Annotated in this window: 13 protein-coding genes and 1 pseudogene; 6 read left to right on the forward strand and 8 right to left on the reverse strand. The window is 49.6% G+C overall.

The features are described 5' to 3' along the window. The first annotated feature begins 16 nt into the window (after positions 1–16). From Q1A69_RS16655 to Q1A69_RS16670, 4 genes are all read left to right on the forward strand, one after another. The gene (locus Q1A69_RS16655; protein ID WP_143731529.1) at positions 17–637 is read left to right on the forward strand and encodes a hypothetical protein; all 621 of its coding nucleotides are present in this window, start codon (positions 17–19) and stop codon (positions 635–637) included. 347 nt (positions 638–984) lie between these two features. Further along, positions 985–4,308: a type I restriction endonuclease subunit R gene (locus tag Q1A69_RS16660; RefSeq protein ID WP_299587883.1), complete on the forward strand. Its 3,324-nt coding sequence runs from the start codon at positions 985–987 to the stop codon at positions 4,306–4,308. Between the two features lie 7 nt (positions 4,309–4,315). Then, the gene (locus Q1A69_RS16665; protein WP_299587885.1) at positions 4,316–5,107 is read left to right on the forward strand and encodes a SprT family zinc-dependent metalloprotease; all 792 of its coding nucleotides are present in this window, start codon (positions 4,316–4,318) and stop codon (positions 5,105–5,107) included. Between the two features lie 49 nt (positions 5,108–5,156). After that, the gene (locus Q1A69_RS16670) at positions 5,157–6,461 is read left to right on the forward strand and encodes a patatin-like phospholipase family protein (RefSeq protein ID WP_299587887.1); all 1,305 of its coding nucleotides are present in this window, start codon (positions 5,157–5,159) and stop codon (positions 6,459–6,461) included. A 58-nt stretch (positions 6,462–6,519) separates the two neighbouring features. Here the strand turns inward: Q1A69_RS16670 and Q1A69_RS16675 are convergent, their stop codons facing one another. Then, positions 6,520–8,199 carry an NAD-dependent malic enzyme gene (locus Q1A69_RS16675; protein ID WP_299587891.1) on the reverse strand — a complete coding sequence of 560 codons (1,680 nt, stop codon included), beginning with the start codon at positions 8,197–8,199 and terminating at the stop codon, positions 6,520–6,522. A 351-nt stretch (positions 8,200–8,550) separates the two neighbouring features. Here Q1A69_RS16675 and Q1A69_RS16680 point away from each other — a divergent pair, with 351 nt between their 5' ends. Further along, positions 8,551–8,760, forward strand: a complete 210-nt coding sequence (locus Q1A69_RS16680; RefSeq protein ID WP_299587893.1) for a hypothetical protein — start codon at positions 8,551–8,553, stop codon at positions 8,758–8,760. A gap of 148 nt (positions 8,761–8,908) precedes the next feature. On the opposite strand, the gene Q1A69_RS16685 is transcribed toward Q1A69_RS16680, so the two are convergent. The 7 genes and pseudogenes from Q1A69_RS16685 to Q1A69_RS16715 form a co-directional block, all read right to left on the reverse strand. Further along, on the reverse strand, positions 8,909–9,358 hold the full coding sequence (locus tag Q1A69_RS16685; protein WP_299587895.1) for an effector binding domain-containing protein: 450 nt from the start codon (positions 9,356–9,358) through the stop codon (positions 8,909–8,911). A gap of 174 nt (positions 9,359–9,532) precedes the next feature. Next, on the reverse strand, positions 9,533–9,916 hold the full coding sequence (locus tag Q1A69_RS16690) for an STAS/SEC14 domain-containing protein (protein WP_299587897.1): 384 nt from the start codon (positions 9,914–9,916) through the stop codon (positions 9,533–9,535). Between the two features lie 243 nt (positions 9,917–10,159). After that, positions 10,160–11,296: a serine hydrolase domain-containing protein gene (locus tag Q1A69_RS16695; protein ID WP_299587899.1), complete on the reverse strand. Its 1,137-nt coding sequence runs from the start codon at positions 11,294–11,296 to the stop codon at positions 10,160–10,162. Between the two features lie 638 nt (positions 11,297–11,934). Then, positions 11,935–12,369 (reverse strand): annotated as a pseudogene (tnpA, locus tag Q1A69_RS16700) (IS200/IS605 family transposase). A gap of 217 nt (positions 12,370–12,586) precedes the next feature. Continuing rightward, positions 12,587–12,781: a hypothetical protein gene (locus tag Q1A69_RS16705; RefSeq protein ID WP_299587902.1), complete on the reverse strand. Its 195-nt coding sequence runs from the start codon at positions 12,779–12,781 to the stop codon at positions 12,587–12,589. Positions 12,782–12,962: 181 nt separating this feature from the next. Then, positions 12,963–14,672, reverse strand: a complete 1,710-nt coding sequence (locus Q1A69_RS16710) for an arylsulfatase (protein ID WP_366525602.1) — start codon at positions 14,670–14,672, stop codon at positions 12,963–12,965. A gap of 225 nt (positions 14,673–14,897) precedes the next feature. Further along, positions 14,898–15,926, reverse strand: coding sequence for an HAD family hydrolase (locus tag Q1A69_RS16715; protein WP_299587905.1), 1,029 nt, complete (start codon positions 15,924–15,926; stop codon positions 14,898–14,900). A 109-nt stretch (positions 15,927–16,035) separates the two neighbouring features. Between Q1A69_RS16715 and Q1A69_RS16720 the strand changes: the two genes are divergently transcribed. Continuing rightward, the gene (locus Q1A69_RS16720) at positions 16,036–18,339 is read left to right on the forward strand and encodes a multiheme c-type cytochrome (protein WP_299587908.1); all 2,304 of its coding nucleotides are present in this window, start codon (positions 16,036–16,038) and stop codon (positions 18,337–18,339) included. Positions 18,340–18,508 lie beyond the last annotated feature (169 nt).

The following is an 18,508-nucleotide window of genomic DNA, read 5'->3' on the forward strand; positions in this document are numbered from 1 at the left end:
CCAAAGGAGAATAACCATGGAAATGCAATTTAAAGACAGAGGATTCCTCTCAACGTGGCATTTAAATATGGTCACTTTTGATAGAGAAGATAACCTGTGGTGTGTGGGCACTTCGAATAATATCGGAAAGTGGAATTCAAGAACTTTTGGCCTCGTTGACAAAAAAGAGTACAACCAATCCTGGGATTCCAAGATGATTGCATTTGATAAGTCAAATGCCATGTGGAGCGTTGGGACTAAAGGTAATCTTGCCAAGTGGAATACCACCACTGGAGCCTGGGAGGAACCGGAGATTAAAAAGCCCTGGCCCCTAAAAATGATTGCCTTCGATAACTTTGGAGTAATGTGGTGTGTAGGCGCCGACGGTAATGTAGGTCAATGGAACCCCATTGACGGCAAGTGGGATGATCAGGGTGATCTCGGCGGCTGGAAACTGGATTGGATTGCCTTTAGGCCCGGTGACCCAAGAAATGATATCTACTGCGTGGGAACCGAGCACAACCTGGGACTTCACGATCCCAAATTCCCGAATGACACTTTCCATATCGCCTCCAATTTTGAATGTAAAAGCCTCTTTTTCCATGAAATATTTGGATATTGTATCGGTACTGAAGGCAATATGGGTGTCTCAATTTAATAGGCGCTAGCTTTAGCGACTGGATAATACCCACACGCTAGTTACAGCCCCGCCCAAGGAGTGCCTTTCTCACTTCTTGGCGCGGTGCAATACTCACAAGGCCAATAATCCAGCAGTGAGATAAGCACTCCGCTACCCAGTGCAATACCCCTACCAGGGACTCCCCAACCCCAAAACCACCAGCCAGCAAAGCAACGGCTAGCCATCAGCTTCCAACCTCACAGTGCTCGAACCAACGCCGCTTGCGGCACAGCCTCGCAAGCAGCGAGCTGGGCAATAGCCCCTTTCCACTTGCTCCACAGCCCGGAAACAGAGACACTTTTATCCCAATAAAAACGGATTTCCCTTTGGAGATAGGCATTACCGTGGAAATGGATTACACAGCAGTACCAAAATTCCAAGAAGAATACGCCGCAAAGATCCCCGCCCTGGCCCTGTTATGCAATCTGGGTTGGTCGTTTTTACCACCCGCCGAGGCCAACCAAGCCCGCAGTGGGCGCCAGGACCAGGTGGTACTCACCGAAGTACTGCGCCGGGAGCTGGGCAAACGGACCTTCCATTTCGCCGGTAAAGAGCAGCCGCTCTCACAAAAATCCATCGACCACCTGATCGGCATAGTGTGCAGCCCGGCGCTCAATAAAGGGCTGATTGCGGCCAACGAAGAGCTGTACAACCATCTGCTCTACGGCATTTCGGTGACCGAGTTTGTCGATGGCAAAAAAGCCACCCCCACCATTGCCCTGATCGACTGGCACACCATCGACAACAATCACTTTGCCTTTACCGAGGAATTCAGCGTAACCCGCGCCAGCGGCGTAGAGAGCCGCCGCCCGGATATGGTGTGTTTTGTCAACGGTATTCCCTTGGTGGTGATCGAGGCCAAGCGCCCGGATGGCAAGAAAGGTCCCTCTATCGACGAGGGCATTTCCCAGAGTCTGCGCAACCAGCGCCACGATGAAATTCCGCAACTGTTCGCCTACAGCCAACTGTTATTGTCGGTCAACGGCGCCGAGGGCCGCTACGGCACCTGTAACACGCCGGCAAAATTCTGGGCGGCCTGGCGCGAGGAGGATATCGCCGATGAGGCAATGCTGGCGATCAAAAACCGCCCCCTTTCCAGCGAACAAATCCAAACCCTGTTTCAACAGCGTTCCCCGGCCGATCTGGACTGGTACCAAACCCTGATCGCCGGCGGCGAGCTGGCCCTGGGCGGCCAGGATCGGTTGCTAATCAGCTTGCTATCGCCCCAGAGGCTGCTGGAGATGGTCCGTTACTTCACCCTGTTCGATAAAAAGGCCGGCAAAATCGTCGCCCGTTTTCAGCAGGTATTCGGTATCAAACGGCTCTTGGAGCGCATTGCCCAACGCGGCAGTGACGGCGCGCGGGAGGGCGGCGTAATCTGGCATACCACCGGCTCCGGTAAATCCTTCACCATGGTGTTTTTAAGCAAGGCGCTGATCTTCCAGCCGAGCCTCAAACAGAGTCGCCTGATTATTGTCACCGACCGTGTGGATCTGGAGCGCCAGCTCAGCAATACCTTTGCCAGCGGTGGCGAACTGGCGGGCAAGAAAGATAAGGAAGCGGCGATGGCTACTTCCGGCAAGCGTTTGGCCCAGCAGATTGGCAGCGGCAATGAGCGCATTATCTTCTCGCTGGTGCAAAAATTTACCGGCGCCACTGCCCTGCCGGAGTGTTGCAACGACAGTGCCGACTTGATTGTGCTGATCGACGAGGGCCACCGCAGCCAGGGCGGCGAAAACCATATCCGTATGCGCCAGGCCCTGCCCAATGCCGCCTTTGTGGCCTTTACCGGCACGCCCCTGCTGAAAGACGATAAGACCACCAATAAGTTCGGCCCCATAGTCCACGCCTATACCATGCAGCGGGCGGTGGAGGATCGCACCGTAACCCCACTGCTGTACGAAGAACGTATCCCGGACTTGAATGTTAACGAGCGCGCAATTGACCGCTGGTTTGAGCGCATTACGGTGGGGTTAAGCGAGGAGCAGCAGGCAGATTTAAAGCGCAAGTTTTCCCGTAAGGGAGAGATTTACACTGCCGACGATCGCATTCGACTGATTGCTACCGATATTGCCACCCATTTTGTTAAAAACATCGATGCGGGCTTAAAAGGCCAGTTGGCCTGCGATAGCAAAGCCACTGCCATCCAATATAAAAAGTACCTGGATGAAGCCCAGCAGCACTGGCCAGAGGGGCAGAAATTTGAATCGGCGGTAGTGATCAGTGCACCGGATACCCGCGAGGGCAACGAGGCGGTAGATGAGTCCTCGATGCCGGAGGTGGTGAAGTGGTGGAAGGACAATGTGGGCTCGCAAAATGAACAGCGCTACACCCAGGGAGTGATTGAGCGCTTCGATAAAGATGACTCCCTGAAACTGCTGATTGTGGTGGACAAGCTGCTGACTGGGTTCGATGAACCCAAGAATACGGTGCTGTATATCGATAAGCCGCTCAAGGAACACAACCTGATCCAGGCGATCGCGCGGGTCAACCGCCTGCACCCGGATAAAAAGTTCGGCCTGCTGATCGATTACCGGGGCATCCTGGCAGAGCTGGATACCACCCTGCAGAAATACCAGGATCTGGCCGCACGCACCCAGGGCGGCTACGACATCGACGATATCGCCGGGCTCTACAGCCCCATGAGCAGCGAGTACAAGCGCCTGCCCTTACTGTATAAAAATCTTTGGGGCATTTTCGCCGGTGTGAAAAATAAGCAGGACACCGAGCAACTGCGTCAGGTGATAGTGCCCAAAATTGAACAGCGCAATAGTGAATTGGTCGATATAAACCTAAAAGTGCGCGAGGACTTCTACGAGGCACTCACCCACTTCACCACCTGCCTGAAAGTAGCCCTGCAATCCGCCACCTTTTTCGAAGACAAAACTTTTAGCGATAGTGATCGCCAGCACTATAAACAGACGGTTAAAGAGTTCGCCAAACTACGCCAGTGGGCGCTACAGCAAACCGGAATCTCTGTGGACTATGACCAATACGCGACCCAGGTAAAAAACCTGCTGGATAAGCATGTGGTGGGCGTGGAAATCTTACAGCCCGAGGGTAAATACGAAGTCAATAAAATGGGCAAAGCGGAGCGGCCTGAAGATTGGGGAGAGGACAAAACCCGCAACGAAACCGATATTATTAAAACCCGCGTCACCCGCATGATCGAACAGGAGTTGCGCGACGATCCCTACGCCCAGGAAGCCTTTTCCAAGTTACTGCTGCAAGCGATTGAGGCGGCGGAAAAACTGTTCGATCACCCACACAAGCAGTACTTACTGTTCGAAGCGCTGGAAGCCCAGGTAAAAGCCCGCAACCTGGATGAAATCCCCAATGCCTTTGCCGATAACCGTCATGCCCAGGCCTATTTTGGTGTATTCAAGAAAAGCCTGCCGGAGGTTTTCGCAGTTGGCGATAGCCAGGTACAGGATAAGTGGATCAAACTGGCCTTCGAGATCGATACAATGGTTACCCAGTCCGTAATGGAACACTCCATCAGCCCGCAAAATATTGAGAAGGATATCCATAAAAAACTGATGCCCAAATTATTTATGGAGTGTAAATCCATCGGCAGTGGTATGGTGCAGGCCAAGAAAATGGTGGAGATGATCCTACAGATCACCCGCGTTGGTTTAAGCGGAGACTAATCCCGGCATGAATGTGCCTTTTACTTCCCCCCAAAATAACCCCAACTCCCGGCAACTGAGCTTTGCCTATGGGGATGAGCGCATCACTTTTGAATGCCAGCCCCGCTCCCAGGCCAATGGGCGAGTGCTGATCAAAGTACACCCCGACTGCCGTGTGGTGGTCAGCGCACCCGAACCTATCGATAACAATGCGGTTTTAAAAGCGGTAAAAAAACGCGGGCGCTGGATTTACCAGCAGCTGAGGGATTTCCGCAAAGCGCTGGAATATATAACGCCACGGCAATATATCAGTGGCGAGAGCCACTTCTATCTGGGCAAGCAATATCTGCTGAAAGTCATTGAGTCTGAAGACACCCAACAGCAGGTGAAATTACTGCGCGGCAAGCTGGAAGTCTCCGTGCGTAAAAAAGATCCCGAAAGAGTGCGCCTGCTTTTGGGCGAATGGTACAAGGTGCGCGCCAAAGAAATTTTTCACCGCCGCCTGGATGCGCTATTGGAGCAGACCCTATGGGTCTCCGGGCGTCCACCCCTGCGCACCCTCAGCATGAAAACCCAATGGGGCAGCTGCTCCCCCCAGGGGCGTATCACCCTCAACCCCCATCTGGTAAAAGCTCCGCGCCAGTGTATCGACTATGTGATTTTGCACGAGCTCTGCCATATCGCCGAACACAACCATGGCGAGCGATTTTACCGTTTAATGAATCAGGTGATGCCCAAGTGGGAAGGCACGAAAAACAAGCTGGATGCTATGGCGAATTTGATTCTGGGTGATACCCTGCCCCACTCTTTTAACCGATAATATTTTTAACTTTCGTATGGAATCGACCGCCACTTCAGGGAAAGATCAAATGAGTAAAACAGCGTGGGTGACCAGTGCTATCTCCCAAGCGGATACCCTTTGGCAAAATTCGCGGAAATCGATCGAAGGTAAATCCTTTAGCGATGTACAGGATGCCGATGGGCTCCAGTATGTGGATCTGGTAATGGAAGGCGGTGGCATGCTTGGCATTGCCTTGGTGGGTTACACCTACATCCTTGAAAAAGCCGGCATTCGTTTCCGCAAAGTTGCGGGTACTTCCGCAGGGGCCATCAATGCACTTTTCCTGGCCGCCGCCGGAACCCCAGGCTCACGTAAGAGCGAAAAGTTACTGGAAATCATGGCCAAAGCGGACTTTGCCAGTTTTGAAGATGGTGAGCTTTATGCGCGAAAAACGGTGCAGCGCCTCCTCAAAGGCCGGGGGGTATTTACCAACCTGGCACTACATCCATTTGACTCCCTGCGTACCTGCAGGCAACTTTTACGTGACAAAGGCTTGAACCCGGGAGACACCTTCACCCGCTGGCTTCAGGAAGAATTGCGTCAGCTGGGTATCGCCAATACTGCGCAGCTATATCGACGTATCAACCAATTTCCCACACTACTTTACCAGGGTGAGCCCGACCCGCAGGTGGGCGCTGCTGAAGTGGCACTGGTGGCCGCAGACATTACCACGGAGACTCGTGCGGTGTTTCCAGCCAAAGCGCCACTTTATTTCGCCGACCCCAACAGCGTCAATCCCGCGGAGTATGTGCGGGCCTCCATGTCAGTGCCGGGCTTTTTCAAGCCCTACACGGTAAAAAATATTCCCCAACTGAACCAGTGCCACTCTATAGTCGAAAATTGGCGCATCATTAAAGGGATCGGCAACCCCGAGCGCTTCTTCAAAAATGGGTTTCCTCAGGAGGTGGAGTTTGTGGATGGTGGCCTGGTATCTAATTTTCCCTTCGATATTTTCCACAAACCCGGCGGCACGCCAAAGTTGCCTACGTTTGGCATCAAGCTGGAAGTGGACCACTATCAGCCCAAATCCAACGGGATGGGCCGTTTTACGATGGGACTGATCAATACCTGCCGCAACATGCTGGATAACCATGTGCGCGCCAGCCTCAATGCGGAATACCATGCATTGGTGAAGGAGATCGCCATTGAGCCCATGGCAAGCGGCAAGCGCCCGCATTGGCTGGATTTCGCCATGCCCGGAGAGCACTGCGAGCACTTGTTTGTATCGGGAGCCAAAGCCGCCACCGAGTTTTTAAGCAACGGCTTTCACTGGGAGGATTACCTAGTACTGCGCCAACCTGAAGTTTTCTACTCCGGCGAGCAGCTGGCCTGAAAAAAACCGGGGCCTAATCGCGCCCCGGTATAGGTATAGATGTCGTAGAAAACGAAAATCAGAAAGAGCGACGGCGGTAGCTGCGGTAGTTCGCTTGCCAGAAATTGCGCTTTAAGGATTTCTCCAGCTGCTCATGGCTTACCTTGGGTGCCACCCCATCAAGTTGTGCCTGAGCGGCTACGGCACGTGCGATCTGTTGGCTCACTTCGCGGATATCGTTGAGGTCTGGGAGAAGTGCGCCCACCCCTTCTTTGACCACCGGCGCCTGTTCCGCCAGGGCATTGGAGGCGGCCATCAACATTCCCTCCGTCACCCGGGTGGCATTAGCAGCGATAACGCCAAGTCCAATGCCAGGGAAGATATAGACATTATTGCACTGGGCCACGGCGTGATGGTGGCCATCGATATCCACTGCAGCAAAGGGGCTGCCAGTAGCGACTAGCGCTTCCCCCTTGGTCCAGGTCAAGATTTCTGCCGGGGTCGCTTCCGCGCGCGAGGTGGGGTTCGATAGCGGCATTACCAATGGGCGCTCGTGACCTTTCTGTAGCGACTCGATTACAGCCTGAGTAAACAGTCCACCCTGGCCGGATACACCGATAAGAATACTCGGTTTAGCCTGGCCAATCAGGCTCTCCAAGTTCGACTCTGCAACACTCTCAAAAATATCCGGGGCCTGAGCCAAGGCGGCCTGAAAGTCGTGCAACCCCTTCATGTCCGAGGTGACTAATCCGTAACGGTCAAACATGAAAATACGTGCGCGGGCCTCCTTATCGCTCAGCCCCGCTTGCACCATGGCGGTCACCACCTGCTCGGCAATACCACAGCCGGCGGAGCCGGCACCAACAATCACAACTCGCTGGGCCGTAAGTGGCTCCTGCCAGGTTTTGCAGGCGGCCAGAAGAGTACCCAGAGTGACAGCAGCCGTTCCCTGAATGTCGTCATTAAAACAGCAGAGCCGATCCCGGTAGCGCTGTAACAACGGCATGGCATTGGTCTGGGCAAAGTCTTCAAACTGCACCAATACCTTGGGCCAGCGGCGCTGCACCGCTTCAATAAACTGCTCCAGGAATTCGTCATACTCTTCCTGGGAGATACGCTCATGGCGCCAACCCATATACATGGGATCCCCCAAAAGAGTGCGATTGTTTGTGCCCACATCCAGGGTAATCGGCAGTGTGTAGGCTGGGCTGATACCACCACAGGCGGTGTACAGGGATAACTTACCGATGGGAATCCCCATACCGCCAATGCCCTGATCCCCAAGCCCCAAGATACGCTCACCATCGGTAACCACGATCACCTTAACGTTTTCTTTGGTGGCGCTGCGCAATATGTCGTCCATATGCTCGCGATCTGGGTAGGAAATAAACAAGCCGCGGTGATTGCGGTAGATACTGGAGAATTCTTCGCAGGCGGCCCCCACGGTGGGGGTATAAATGATCGGCAACATTTCATCAATGTGGTGCTCGATCAGATAAAAGAACAGGGTTTCGTTATCGTCCTGGATACCCCGCAAATAAATATGTTGCTCCAGTCCAGTCTTACATTGCTGAAACTGGTAATAGGCGCGCCGAGCCTGCTCCTCAATGGTCTCGACATTGTTTGGCAGAAGGCCCGCCAAATTGAACTCAAGCCTCTCCTCCAGAGTGAATGCACTGCCTTTATTCAACAATGGCATTTCCAGTAAGGAGGGGCCGGCATGGGGAATGTACAATGGGCGCTTTTCGTTGTTACTCATAGACCTGCTATTAATCCGATACAGTGGACGAGATATATTGCGCAAGGAATTTTCAGTCTGACTAAATCAACCAAATTGAGTCAGAAAATTGCGCAAACCTGCCAGTCCAGGGGAGAATAAAGACTATCTAGTGTTTTGCGATATAACAAGACCTACCCTCTTCTCCGGCAAGCCCTGATTAATGCTATCCACCTATGCTAGTTGCATTTTCGTCGCTGTTCCCGCTAGAGGTACAGAAATGGGCTTGTAGGAATTCTCACCAACAAAGTCACCCAGGGACCTACAAGTTGAAGAATCTACACCCGCCAACATTAGCTTCCACGCCGTACAGTTCCTGAGAAAAGGCGAAAAATGGGTGGTGAGCAATTAGAAAAAAATGTCGAGATAGGAAAAGCCAATCAGCAGACACACACCATCGACATACAGCGTCTCAAAACAGTAACTGGTTCAGCTCAACAAAATTTGGACAGCAGGCCCATGGACCTTTCTGTCTATTTTGGCAAGTCACATGTCCATATTGACAAGCCCGATATTATGCCAAACGGTTCAGCGATTGAGTGAAAGGGGCCCCGGTGAGATAGAGGGGACTCCCAGGTCTTCTAACCAATACTCCCTGGCAGGTCAGTATCAAGATACACCGTATCGCGACTTTTAAAGTAGCCACAGATTAATCCAGAGATTCCCCGCTAAACAGAACTTGTTTAGTGGGCTATTTGATAGAAATAGACACTGTTATTTTATTTGGCCCCATATAGTGCTCAAAGTCTGTCGTGTAAGCACGTTCGTGAGGGCACTCCGGTGCAGAAAAATAGTTCCACACCTCACCCCACAAATCGATAACAGCTTGTGGCATTTCTCCCTCCGCAGAAAATACTAAGTACTTTCCTTCCCGGATATGCACTGACTGGAAGTCCTCGGACATATCTGTTGAGAGCAGATCCGAGCAAGCATACACATCAAACATCCCGCTATAATCTGTTTCGTAGTTGGTATACACCCCATAGACCTGGGGAGTACCCCGAAAGTTTGGTACTGCTTCTGCGCTAAACCTCGCCCACAGCGGAGCAATTTGTGCCGTTGCTGGATTCGCTTCATCTTCGTTTTTTGTTCTTGTGCGAAGCCCCACCAAATCGAAGCCTAAAATTTGTTCAACGACCATAATAACCTCGGTATATCCTCATTATTAATTTATTCCTAATCTGACAGTCACCTGAGAGCACTTGTAGCAGTTGATTCCTCATCAGCCTGAAAGTCAAGAGTAGCGCCTTCCGCCTTAGATATCATTGGTTTGAACCACAAAACGCACAATAATTCCATTGTTACGTCATTGGTGCTAATCAGAGCCATTCGGCGCATACTGCTCAAGAAAATGGATAGCTTCTTCACGCTGCTCCAGTGAGAAACACCTTATATCGATATTGCGAAAAATTTTATCCTCCAATCGAACAATTTTTTGCAACCACTTTTTATCAGTTAAAATTGCTGCGGCAGAAATATTCGAAATCCCCACATCCAACAAATACTTGAATTTTTTTGTCACCGCCGAGACTTCCAGTCCTTGAAAAGATTCAATCTCCTCATAAATAGTGATATTTCCGAAATGCTCACCAAGAGACTTCGCCTTAATCAGAGCTTCAGAGACATCGCTCTCCGTAATTTCTCCAGATATACCGAACCCAAAGGCATTGGGTATGCCAATATCTATGGCTTTGATCATAAAATCATTCCTAGTTTGGGTGGATATAGCTTCCGATTAAATCATCAATGAAGGCGGCTATAGTTTGCCGCATAAAATTAGACTCAAAATTAACCCGACAACTCCAGATCAACCTTATCTAAACTCTACATATTTATCTTCAAAAAAGCTCTACCTAAATATACACCTCTCAATGAACATGCCCTAAAACTCTTAAAGTTGTAGAGCACAGTTCAATAGAGGTTTAGCCAAGGTTTATTTAATTCACTCAGATCTATGGAAGAGATCCAGCGTCTTCAAAGAAAGTACCGTCAAATCCACACTTGTTTCCAAGTCTACATTCTTGATTACGGTTATGGCGCGTTGGTGATCAGGACACAGCATAAGCATACTAACACTCCCAATACTAAGTCCGCTATGAGACAGGATATTAGGGTGCTCTAGGAGGATACGTCTTAAATCCTCATATTCCTCTGAATCATATTCAGCCATAAAGTCTTCTGATCCGATAAACCAACCGATCCCCACATTGATTTCTGATCCATCCGACAGCCTGGACTTTGTAAACAACTCGGAAAGTGACTCTTCCCGCAAATAACCCGGGGACAAATGAGAGAGAGAAAATTTCACTACATCTTTTGGGGTTGACAATATTCCACCGCCGGCATATTTGTGACTACTATTCACCTCCGGTGAATTAACCAAAACTCCCCCAAAATAAGAATATGTACCTTGTCTTCCTGGAATAATTGGTGCTGAATCATCAAAAGTGCTCGTCTTTAAATTTAGGGGTTTAAAAACTTCCTTATAGACAATATCCTTGAAGGATTCCCCTTTAGACTTTTCCATTGCCGCACTTAAAAGAGTCCACGCATAAGTGGAGTAACGCTTATCTGTGCCAGGCGTAAAATGTAGAGGGTCATCTTTAAAAATATCAAGAGCTTCCAGGGTATTGTTATACTGCATATTTAACAAAAATTCATCAGGGATTTTATAGTGGCGAATTCCAGAGGTATGATTTGTCAACTGCCTTAAACTGATATTTGGATGCTTCTCTGGCCAAACAGAGACTAGCTGCCCGACCCCCGCATCCAGATCTATGACTCCTTGCTCAACTAAGCGCATTAACGCAGAGGCCGTTATTACTTTGGAGACACTTCCAATGCGAAGCTTTGTTTTTTTTGTCATAGGGACTTTGGATTCTAGATTTGAATAGCCAAATCCTTTAGCCCATAGAGTACCGTCACTACTGCCAACAGCGACGCTGATGCCAGGAACTGTATCTGAAGATACTGCTTCTTTAAATAGCTTTTCAGCATGTTCAGATGCACCCTTTGCATATACAGACTGCAGAGGAAACATAAGTATCAACAAGGTTGACGATAACAGGGATTTATACATAAGATTAAACTCCATTTTATATTTTAAATATAATCTTTTCTACGGAGCCACTATATACCTTTCCCCATTGCCTTATCCATTACTATTCACACGGAACCATCTATTTTGAAACTATAGAACCAAGTTTTGATCATGTACTTTGGGCGACCCACCGGTTCAAAAAATGCACAAAACAACACTTATAATTAATAAGTCAAACATCCTAACAGCCTCCTAGAAAAGTTCAGCCTGACAAATAAGGTAATCAAACAGCCCTACGAAGAAATATAATCTAAATCTAGTAGCAGAATAATTTTTCGACAGCGTCACCTGTAAGCTCAACAAAATGGCTGAACGCAGAGCAGAAGATAACGCCTTCATTTTCACTCCTCACTGGCCAACACCAAGCCCCCTCGAGATTACCTTCTATTAAACCTAAAAAACAACTCCTGAATAATTCTATTGGACCCAACAACCTTTCAGGCATCCTGAAAATTCAGATTTTTTCACTCATTCGACATATTAAAGAAATCGAGTCAAAGCATCGCCATATAAATCAAGGAAATAGGACCATTTCACCCACTTGGTTGGAAGCATAGAGAAAATCAGCAACCTCCCGCATAGCGGGTGGTATGGTGAAAGCCCCCAGAGGGGGCTATTTACAACCCCGCCAGTTGCATCTGCTCTTGCCGGCGTTCTTCAACCTCTTGATTCTTGATGTACTCTCGAATCATCTGCTCATCAAGACCTACTGTACTCACGCAGTAGCCCCGAGCTCAAAAATGTCTTCCTGTGAAATTTCTCTGCACATGCTTGTACTTCCGAAATATCTGGATCGCAGATTTCCTTTTCAGAAACCCAACCGTATTGGAAACACTCAACCTTGGAGGAATCATTAACAACATATGAATGTGATCCCTCATTGCGTACCCCAAGACCAACTCTATGCCTTTCTGACGACATAAGTCTCGGAATATTGCTCCAATCTCACGTCTCAATGCTCCAAATGACGCTTTCTTTCGATACTTGGGCACAAATACCACATGGTACCTGCAATAATGTTTCACGTGAGCTTGGCACTGCCAATCTCTCATATGGCCTCCTTAAAGAACTTGCCGGTTCATGGAGGCCATATTTTTACTCTGCACGCCGGAACGGCAGAGCCTTATCAAGTCTCACCGCCTGAGGCGGTGGTTTACCTATTTGTTAATTAAATTTTATGAGATGATTTAACTGGCAATCAAAGTCATTTAAACCGGTAAAGAGTGTCAGGTCAGCTGTCAACTAAGTATTAGATATTTATAGCCACCACTAATCTGGATCATAGTTCGCACTGCTCCAAGCATTATTGATTTCATCCGCTTGTAGCTGAGCATTAAAGTACTCCCAAACAATACCGTTGACGTCCTTTTCTTGCGTGAAGGTGGTAGCACCAGGATCTTCCCAACCCAAGTGCCTGAGAGCGCCTGGCTTACACTGATTATCTTTGCGAACCGATAAATTCAAAGCATCCGTTCGCCATAACGCGTATTCACCAGGCACATAGGAGCAAGGTCTGCACCTCATACAAGCGCTGTAGTCTTCTACCGTTTCCTCAATACGGTCGGTTGACAGCGCAATATGAATTTTTCATGTCTTAGCCCACAACTCCCACGCTAATGATTTTACTCGTGTTCTCTCAAATTTCTCAATTGCTACCTCCCGCACCTGCCTCCAACTGTTTCTGTACTTTTTCCAGGTTAAAAGAACCCGGCACCTGGCTAGGTGGGTATTCCTGCATGGTTTGCAAAAATTTTGCAGCGAGATGCTGCATAGGTACCAATACAAAAGCCCGGTCAATAAACCAATCGTCATATGTGTTTGAGTTATGCTGTGCTTTTTCGAAGGGATCCCGACGCAAATTAAATAGTAGGGGAACACGCAATTCTGTAAAGGGCTCACGCCAGACCTCAAATCCCTGGCCCCGATTCTCCAGGAAAATTGCCTTCCAAGGCTCATAGCGCATGGCTACGATCTGACCATCATCATTGACATAGATAAACTCTTTGCGCGGGGACAGCTTTGACTTTCCGGTGAAGTAATCCAGCATATTGTAGCCATCCACATAGTTGCGATACTTCCTACCATTTAACTCTACCCCCCGTTTTAATTGCTCTTTGATATTCGGGTTTCCCCCGGCAGCAGCCAGAGTGGGCAGCCAGTCCTCATGTGAGGCGATGCCAGTTAATGTGGTGCCGGCGGGAAATTTTCCGGGCCAGCGTACAAAAGCTGGCACACGGTAAGCCCCCTCCCAATTTGAATTCTTTTCACTGCGGAAGGGTGTTGTGGCAGCATCGGGCCAGGTATTGAAGTGAGGGCCGTTATCTGTTGAGTAGAATACGATTGTGTTGTCTGCAATTTGCAGACGATCCAGCAGGCTTAACAACTTACCTACCAGGATATCGTGCTCCACCATACCGTCCATATACTCATTACTGTCGGGACCAGCCAGATTTTTGTGTTCTTCCCGCACATGGGTACGAAAGTGCATTCGGGTGGCATTCCACCAAACAAAAAATGGTTTACCGGCTTGGTGCGCACGTTCGATAAAATCGATGGCCGCGGCAAGTGTTTCATCGTCAATGGTTTCCATACGCTTTTTGGTCAGCGGCCCCGTATCTTCGATTGTGCCTCCAGCAAAAGCCTTAATAACCCCACGTGGGCCAAATTTTTTACGGAACTCTGGATCTTTGGGGTAGTCGCGATTTTCTGGCTCTTCTTCTGCATTCAGGTGGTAGAGGTTACCGAAGAACTCATCAAAACCGTGATTAGTGGGCAAGTGTTCATCCCGGTCGCCCTGATGATTCTTACCAAACTGTCCGGTGACGTAGCCCAGGCTCTTCATCACCGTGGCGATCGTTGCATCGCTCTCCTGCCAGCCCTCCTTGGCCCCTGGTAGCCCTACCTTGGTCATTCCAGTACGTACCGGCACATTACCAGCCAAGAATGCTGCGCGACCAGCGGTACAGGACTGCTGGCCGTAGTAATCGGTAAATGACAACCCCTCGACCGCCAGCCGATCAATATTTGGGGTGGTATAACCCATCATGCCACGGCTGTTAAAACTGATATTCCAGATGCCAATATCATCGCCCCAAATCACCAAAATATTGGGCTTTTCCGGCATTTGATGTTGCTGGGACTGCGACTGGGGAAGTTCCTCAGATGGCCCCTCAAGCTGCCGCTGTGTCGGCAACTGTTCCTGAGTCTGCGGCGGCTCTTGTTGCTGCTCCTGCGGTTGCGGTTGCGGTTGCGGTTGCGGTTGCGGTTGCGACTGTGCATAGACTTGCCACTGAAGAATGCACAACAGACCAATAACTACAGCCACTCGACGAGACAGCAGGGGGAGAGAAAACATGACGGGCCTCATAAATTGCTTTGCGCTCGCTGACTAACTCAAGTCGAGACAAATTTCGTTTGTCCAACCTGTGGAGTGTCCCCCTTTATTGACGCCAAAAAATCCTGGGTACACTTTCCTTTGAGGGACGATATAGCAAGACTAGCCAAGTCTGCTTTAATAGTGGATGTCACGATTCCACAAAGTGAAATACCCGCTAAAATTGCAGAATTAATCTGGTAATAGCTAATTTTGTGCCCCTCGCTTCGAAGTCGTTCTTTTGGCCGGCGGGAAAACCACACTCCAGTCTTTGGCCATATCCACCACAGTCCAGTTATGGTATTTAGCGGCTTTTAGTGCCTTATCCAGATGCCCTACTCTGGATTTACGATCGTATGCCCACTCTCTTTTGGCATCGGTATGGTGAATCAGCATACCAAAACGTGGACCTTTACCAGCGGTGGTCCACTCCAACATCTGCAGATCACCATCGGAGTTACCCACGGCAAAAATTGGACGGCGGCCAATTGCCTGGCTGATACCAATGGGTTTGCCCTCCTTATCATTTACAAATTCAACTTCATCGGTCGCGATAACACGAGGATGTCCATCATCATTCTCATAGCGCGCCTTAAGGCGGCTGCCGATCACTTGCTCTGGTGGGATACCATACAGGCTCTCGGAAAACACCCGTATAAAATCCGTGCCACCACCGGAAACAATAAAAGTTTTAAAGCCCTTAGCTCGCAAGTAATTCAGCAGTTCCCCCATTGGCTGGTAAATCATGTCGCGGTAGTGCTTTCCCGTCAGCGGATTCCTCGCCGTGTTGAGCCAGGAAGTGACAACCCGGTTAAACTCCTCCCTAGTCATATTCGCATGAGTGGCACCAATCATTTTCTCAATTCCGCCTTTACCCTGTGCCAATAAACTCACCATATCCTCATTCAGGATTGCCGCAAAAGGTTGCTCTGTCTTCCACTCTGGATGCTCTGGCGCTAACCGCGTGACCTCATCCTTGGCAAATAGCAATTGAAAATAGGCGGGTTTTTCCGCCCATAGTGTGCCGTCGTTATCGAAAACGGCAATCCGCTGTTCAGGGGGTACATAATCAGGGCTATCTCTTTGAGTAACCCTATCGACGAAATTGACAATGGCAGACTTTGCTGCACTGTTATTCCAGGTAGCCAGCGTCTCACCACTCTGCTCCTGAGCAATAGAAACGTTAACCAGTATAAATGCACTTAAAACAAACAAAACTTGCTTGATCTTACCCATCAAATTTTGTGCTCCTCGCAATTTGCGATCCACCCTTTGGCGTCGTATGAACTAATCTTGGCTGTGCAAATCCGAGCCAATATGGACAAATCAGAACTGCGCAAGAATTATGATAAATATAGCCAGCTATCTTTCCCGCCTGTGTATCCCCTTTGCTGCGTTTCTCTTCGCTGCCTGCGGAGTAGACAGAGGTACAATAGTGGGAGTAAATACACGAAACAATATCGATCCTCCCACAGCAAAGATTAACCCGTTAAATTCACTACCTGACTTACTACCAGCTTATGCGGGCTCAAGCTCTTGCCGCAGCTGTCATCAAAAGGAAAACTCTGCCTGGCAAAAATCTCACCATGCATTGGCGATGAACAAGGCAGACGAACGCAGCGTGCTTGGCAACTTTAATCAAGCAACATTCACTTATGAGGGCATTACCTCTTCGTTCTATAAAAAAGGTGGAAACTATTACGTCCAAACTGACACCCTAGACGGCAGTCTAAAAGAATTCCCCATCGCCTATACCTTTGGTGTGGAACCACTGCAGCAATACCTGATTCAATTTCCAGGTGGGCGACTTCAGGCGCTGAGTATTGCCTGGGATAATCGCGCAAAATCGGTGGGAGGGCAGCGCTGGTTCCACCTTTACCCCAGTGCAAGTGTTAAACACACAGATCCCCTGCACTGGAGCAGCATCAACCAGAACTGGAACTTTATGTGCGCCGATTGCCACTCCACCAACTTGCAAAAAAATTATGACCTAAATACCGATACTTTCGATACCAGTTGGTCCGAAATCAATGTCGCTTGTGAATCCTGTCATGGACCCGCCTCAAAACATCTCCAGTGGGCCGAAGATAAACAGTCCGATCTGGAAAATTTTGGCTTTACACTTGCGCTGCATCGAGTCAGTTCGATCAACTGGAAGATGGACATTGAAAGTGGTATTGCCCGGAACGGAAAGACACAGGTATCCCAGGAATTACAGACCTGTGCACAATGCCACTCCAGGCGCACTACTTTCCTACCTGGCGCAGAGGCAGGGAACCAGTTTCTCGACCACTTTAATCCCGCCCTGCTACAGCCACCGCTTTATCACGTCGATGGTCAAATCAATGAAGAGGTCTATGTCTATGGTTCATTTTTGCAAAGCAAAATGTACGCCGCAGGCGTTACCTGTAGTAATTGTCATGATCCGCACGGGCTGCAGCTAGTTAATAGCGGGGATAGTGTCTGTGCCCAATGCCACCTCCCGGAGAAGTTTGCGCAAAGCAGTCATCACCTCCACCCGAGTGATAGCCCCGGCGCAAGATGTGTCAATTGCCATATGCCGGCGAAAAACTATATGCAGGTGGACAGCCGTCGAGATCACAGCTTTCGAATCCCAAGGCCCGATCTCTCCAACAAAATACAGACGCCGAATGCCTGCACCAGTTGCCACCAGGGCAAGACCAACCAGTGGGCCGCTGAGGTCCTACACAAAGCGTTTGGTCCCCCAGACCTGGAGCACTACGGTGAAGCACTACAAGCGGGACTTTCTGGCGCAATCAACGCTGAGGAGAAACTCAGTGCGCTGATTTCAGATCCCACTCAACCGGCAATCGCCAGGGCAACCGCCGTGAGTCTGCTGCCTCGGTATCTATCCCGCGGCTCTGCGCAGCTGCTTCAGGCCATTGCCCAGGGCGATGAGCCCCTGCTCAGCCTGGCTCTGGCCCAGTCGCTGGATAGGATACCTACTCAAATACGTCCGGCTCTGGGTATACCCCTATTGTTTGAACGAGAACGCGTAACCCGCTCGCTTGCCGCCAATGCCCTGGTTTCAATACCTATGGATCGCTATCCAGTTTCTGTGCAGAAGCAGTTTTCCCTGGCCCTGCAGGACTATATAGCCTCGGAGCTGTTTAATAGCGACCGGCCGGAGTCTTTAGCCAATCTTGGAGGGCTGCACCGACAGAGAGGCAATAGTACTCAGGCCGAGGCTTTCTATTGGCAAGCTATCAAAAGAGCACCCTACTACGCTCCCGCCTATATCAACCTGGCCGATCTATACCGATCTGAGGGACGGGAGTTAGAGGTCGAGAAATTACTGCGATCGGCTCTGAACCGGTCCGAGGGAAAGGCAGCCATACAGCACTCCCTGGGACTCTCACTCATACGACAGAATCGCCACTCGGAAGCAAACCGGTTCCTGCTTCAGGCGGCAGAAGCCGAAGATACCAGCAGCCGCTATATCTACGTATATGCAATTGCCCTTCACTCCGCCGCAAATTCCAAGCGAGCCCTGGCGGTCCTCGAGAAAGGATTGGAAAGGTTCCCGGCTTCAGAAGAGATACTCCAGGGACTCATCTCTATTCACCGTGAAACAGGCAATTTTGCCAGCGCAAAAAAATACGAAACACAACTTACCGGCAACTATTAATCGAGAGACAATAGACTGCGGTAAATTTCGATCTTATTATTTTCTTATAGGGCAGAGAAACCACTTCCCAGGGAGAATTGTGGTTAGTTCTTTCTTGCATTCAACTCTGAAGTGCATCACCCTTTAGGTTGCTGCCTCAGCCGTATATTCTCCCAATATCTGACTAGGA

The organism is uncultured Microbulbifer sp., from assembly GCF_947498635.1.
Taxonomy (GTDB): Bacteria; Pseudomonadota; Gammaproteobacteria; order Pseudomonadales; family Cellvibrionaceae; genus Microbulbifer; species Microbulbifer echini.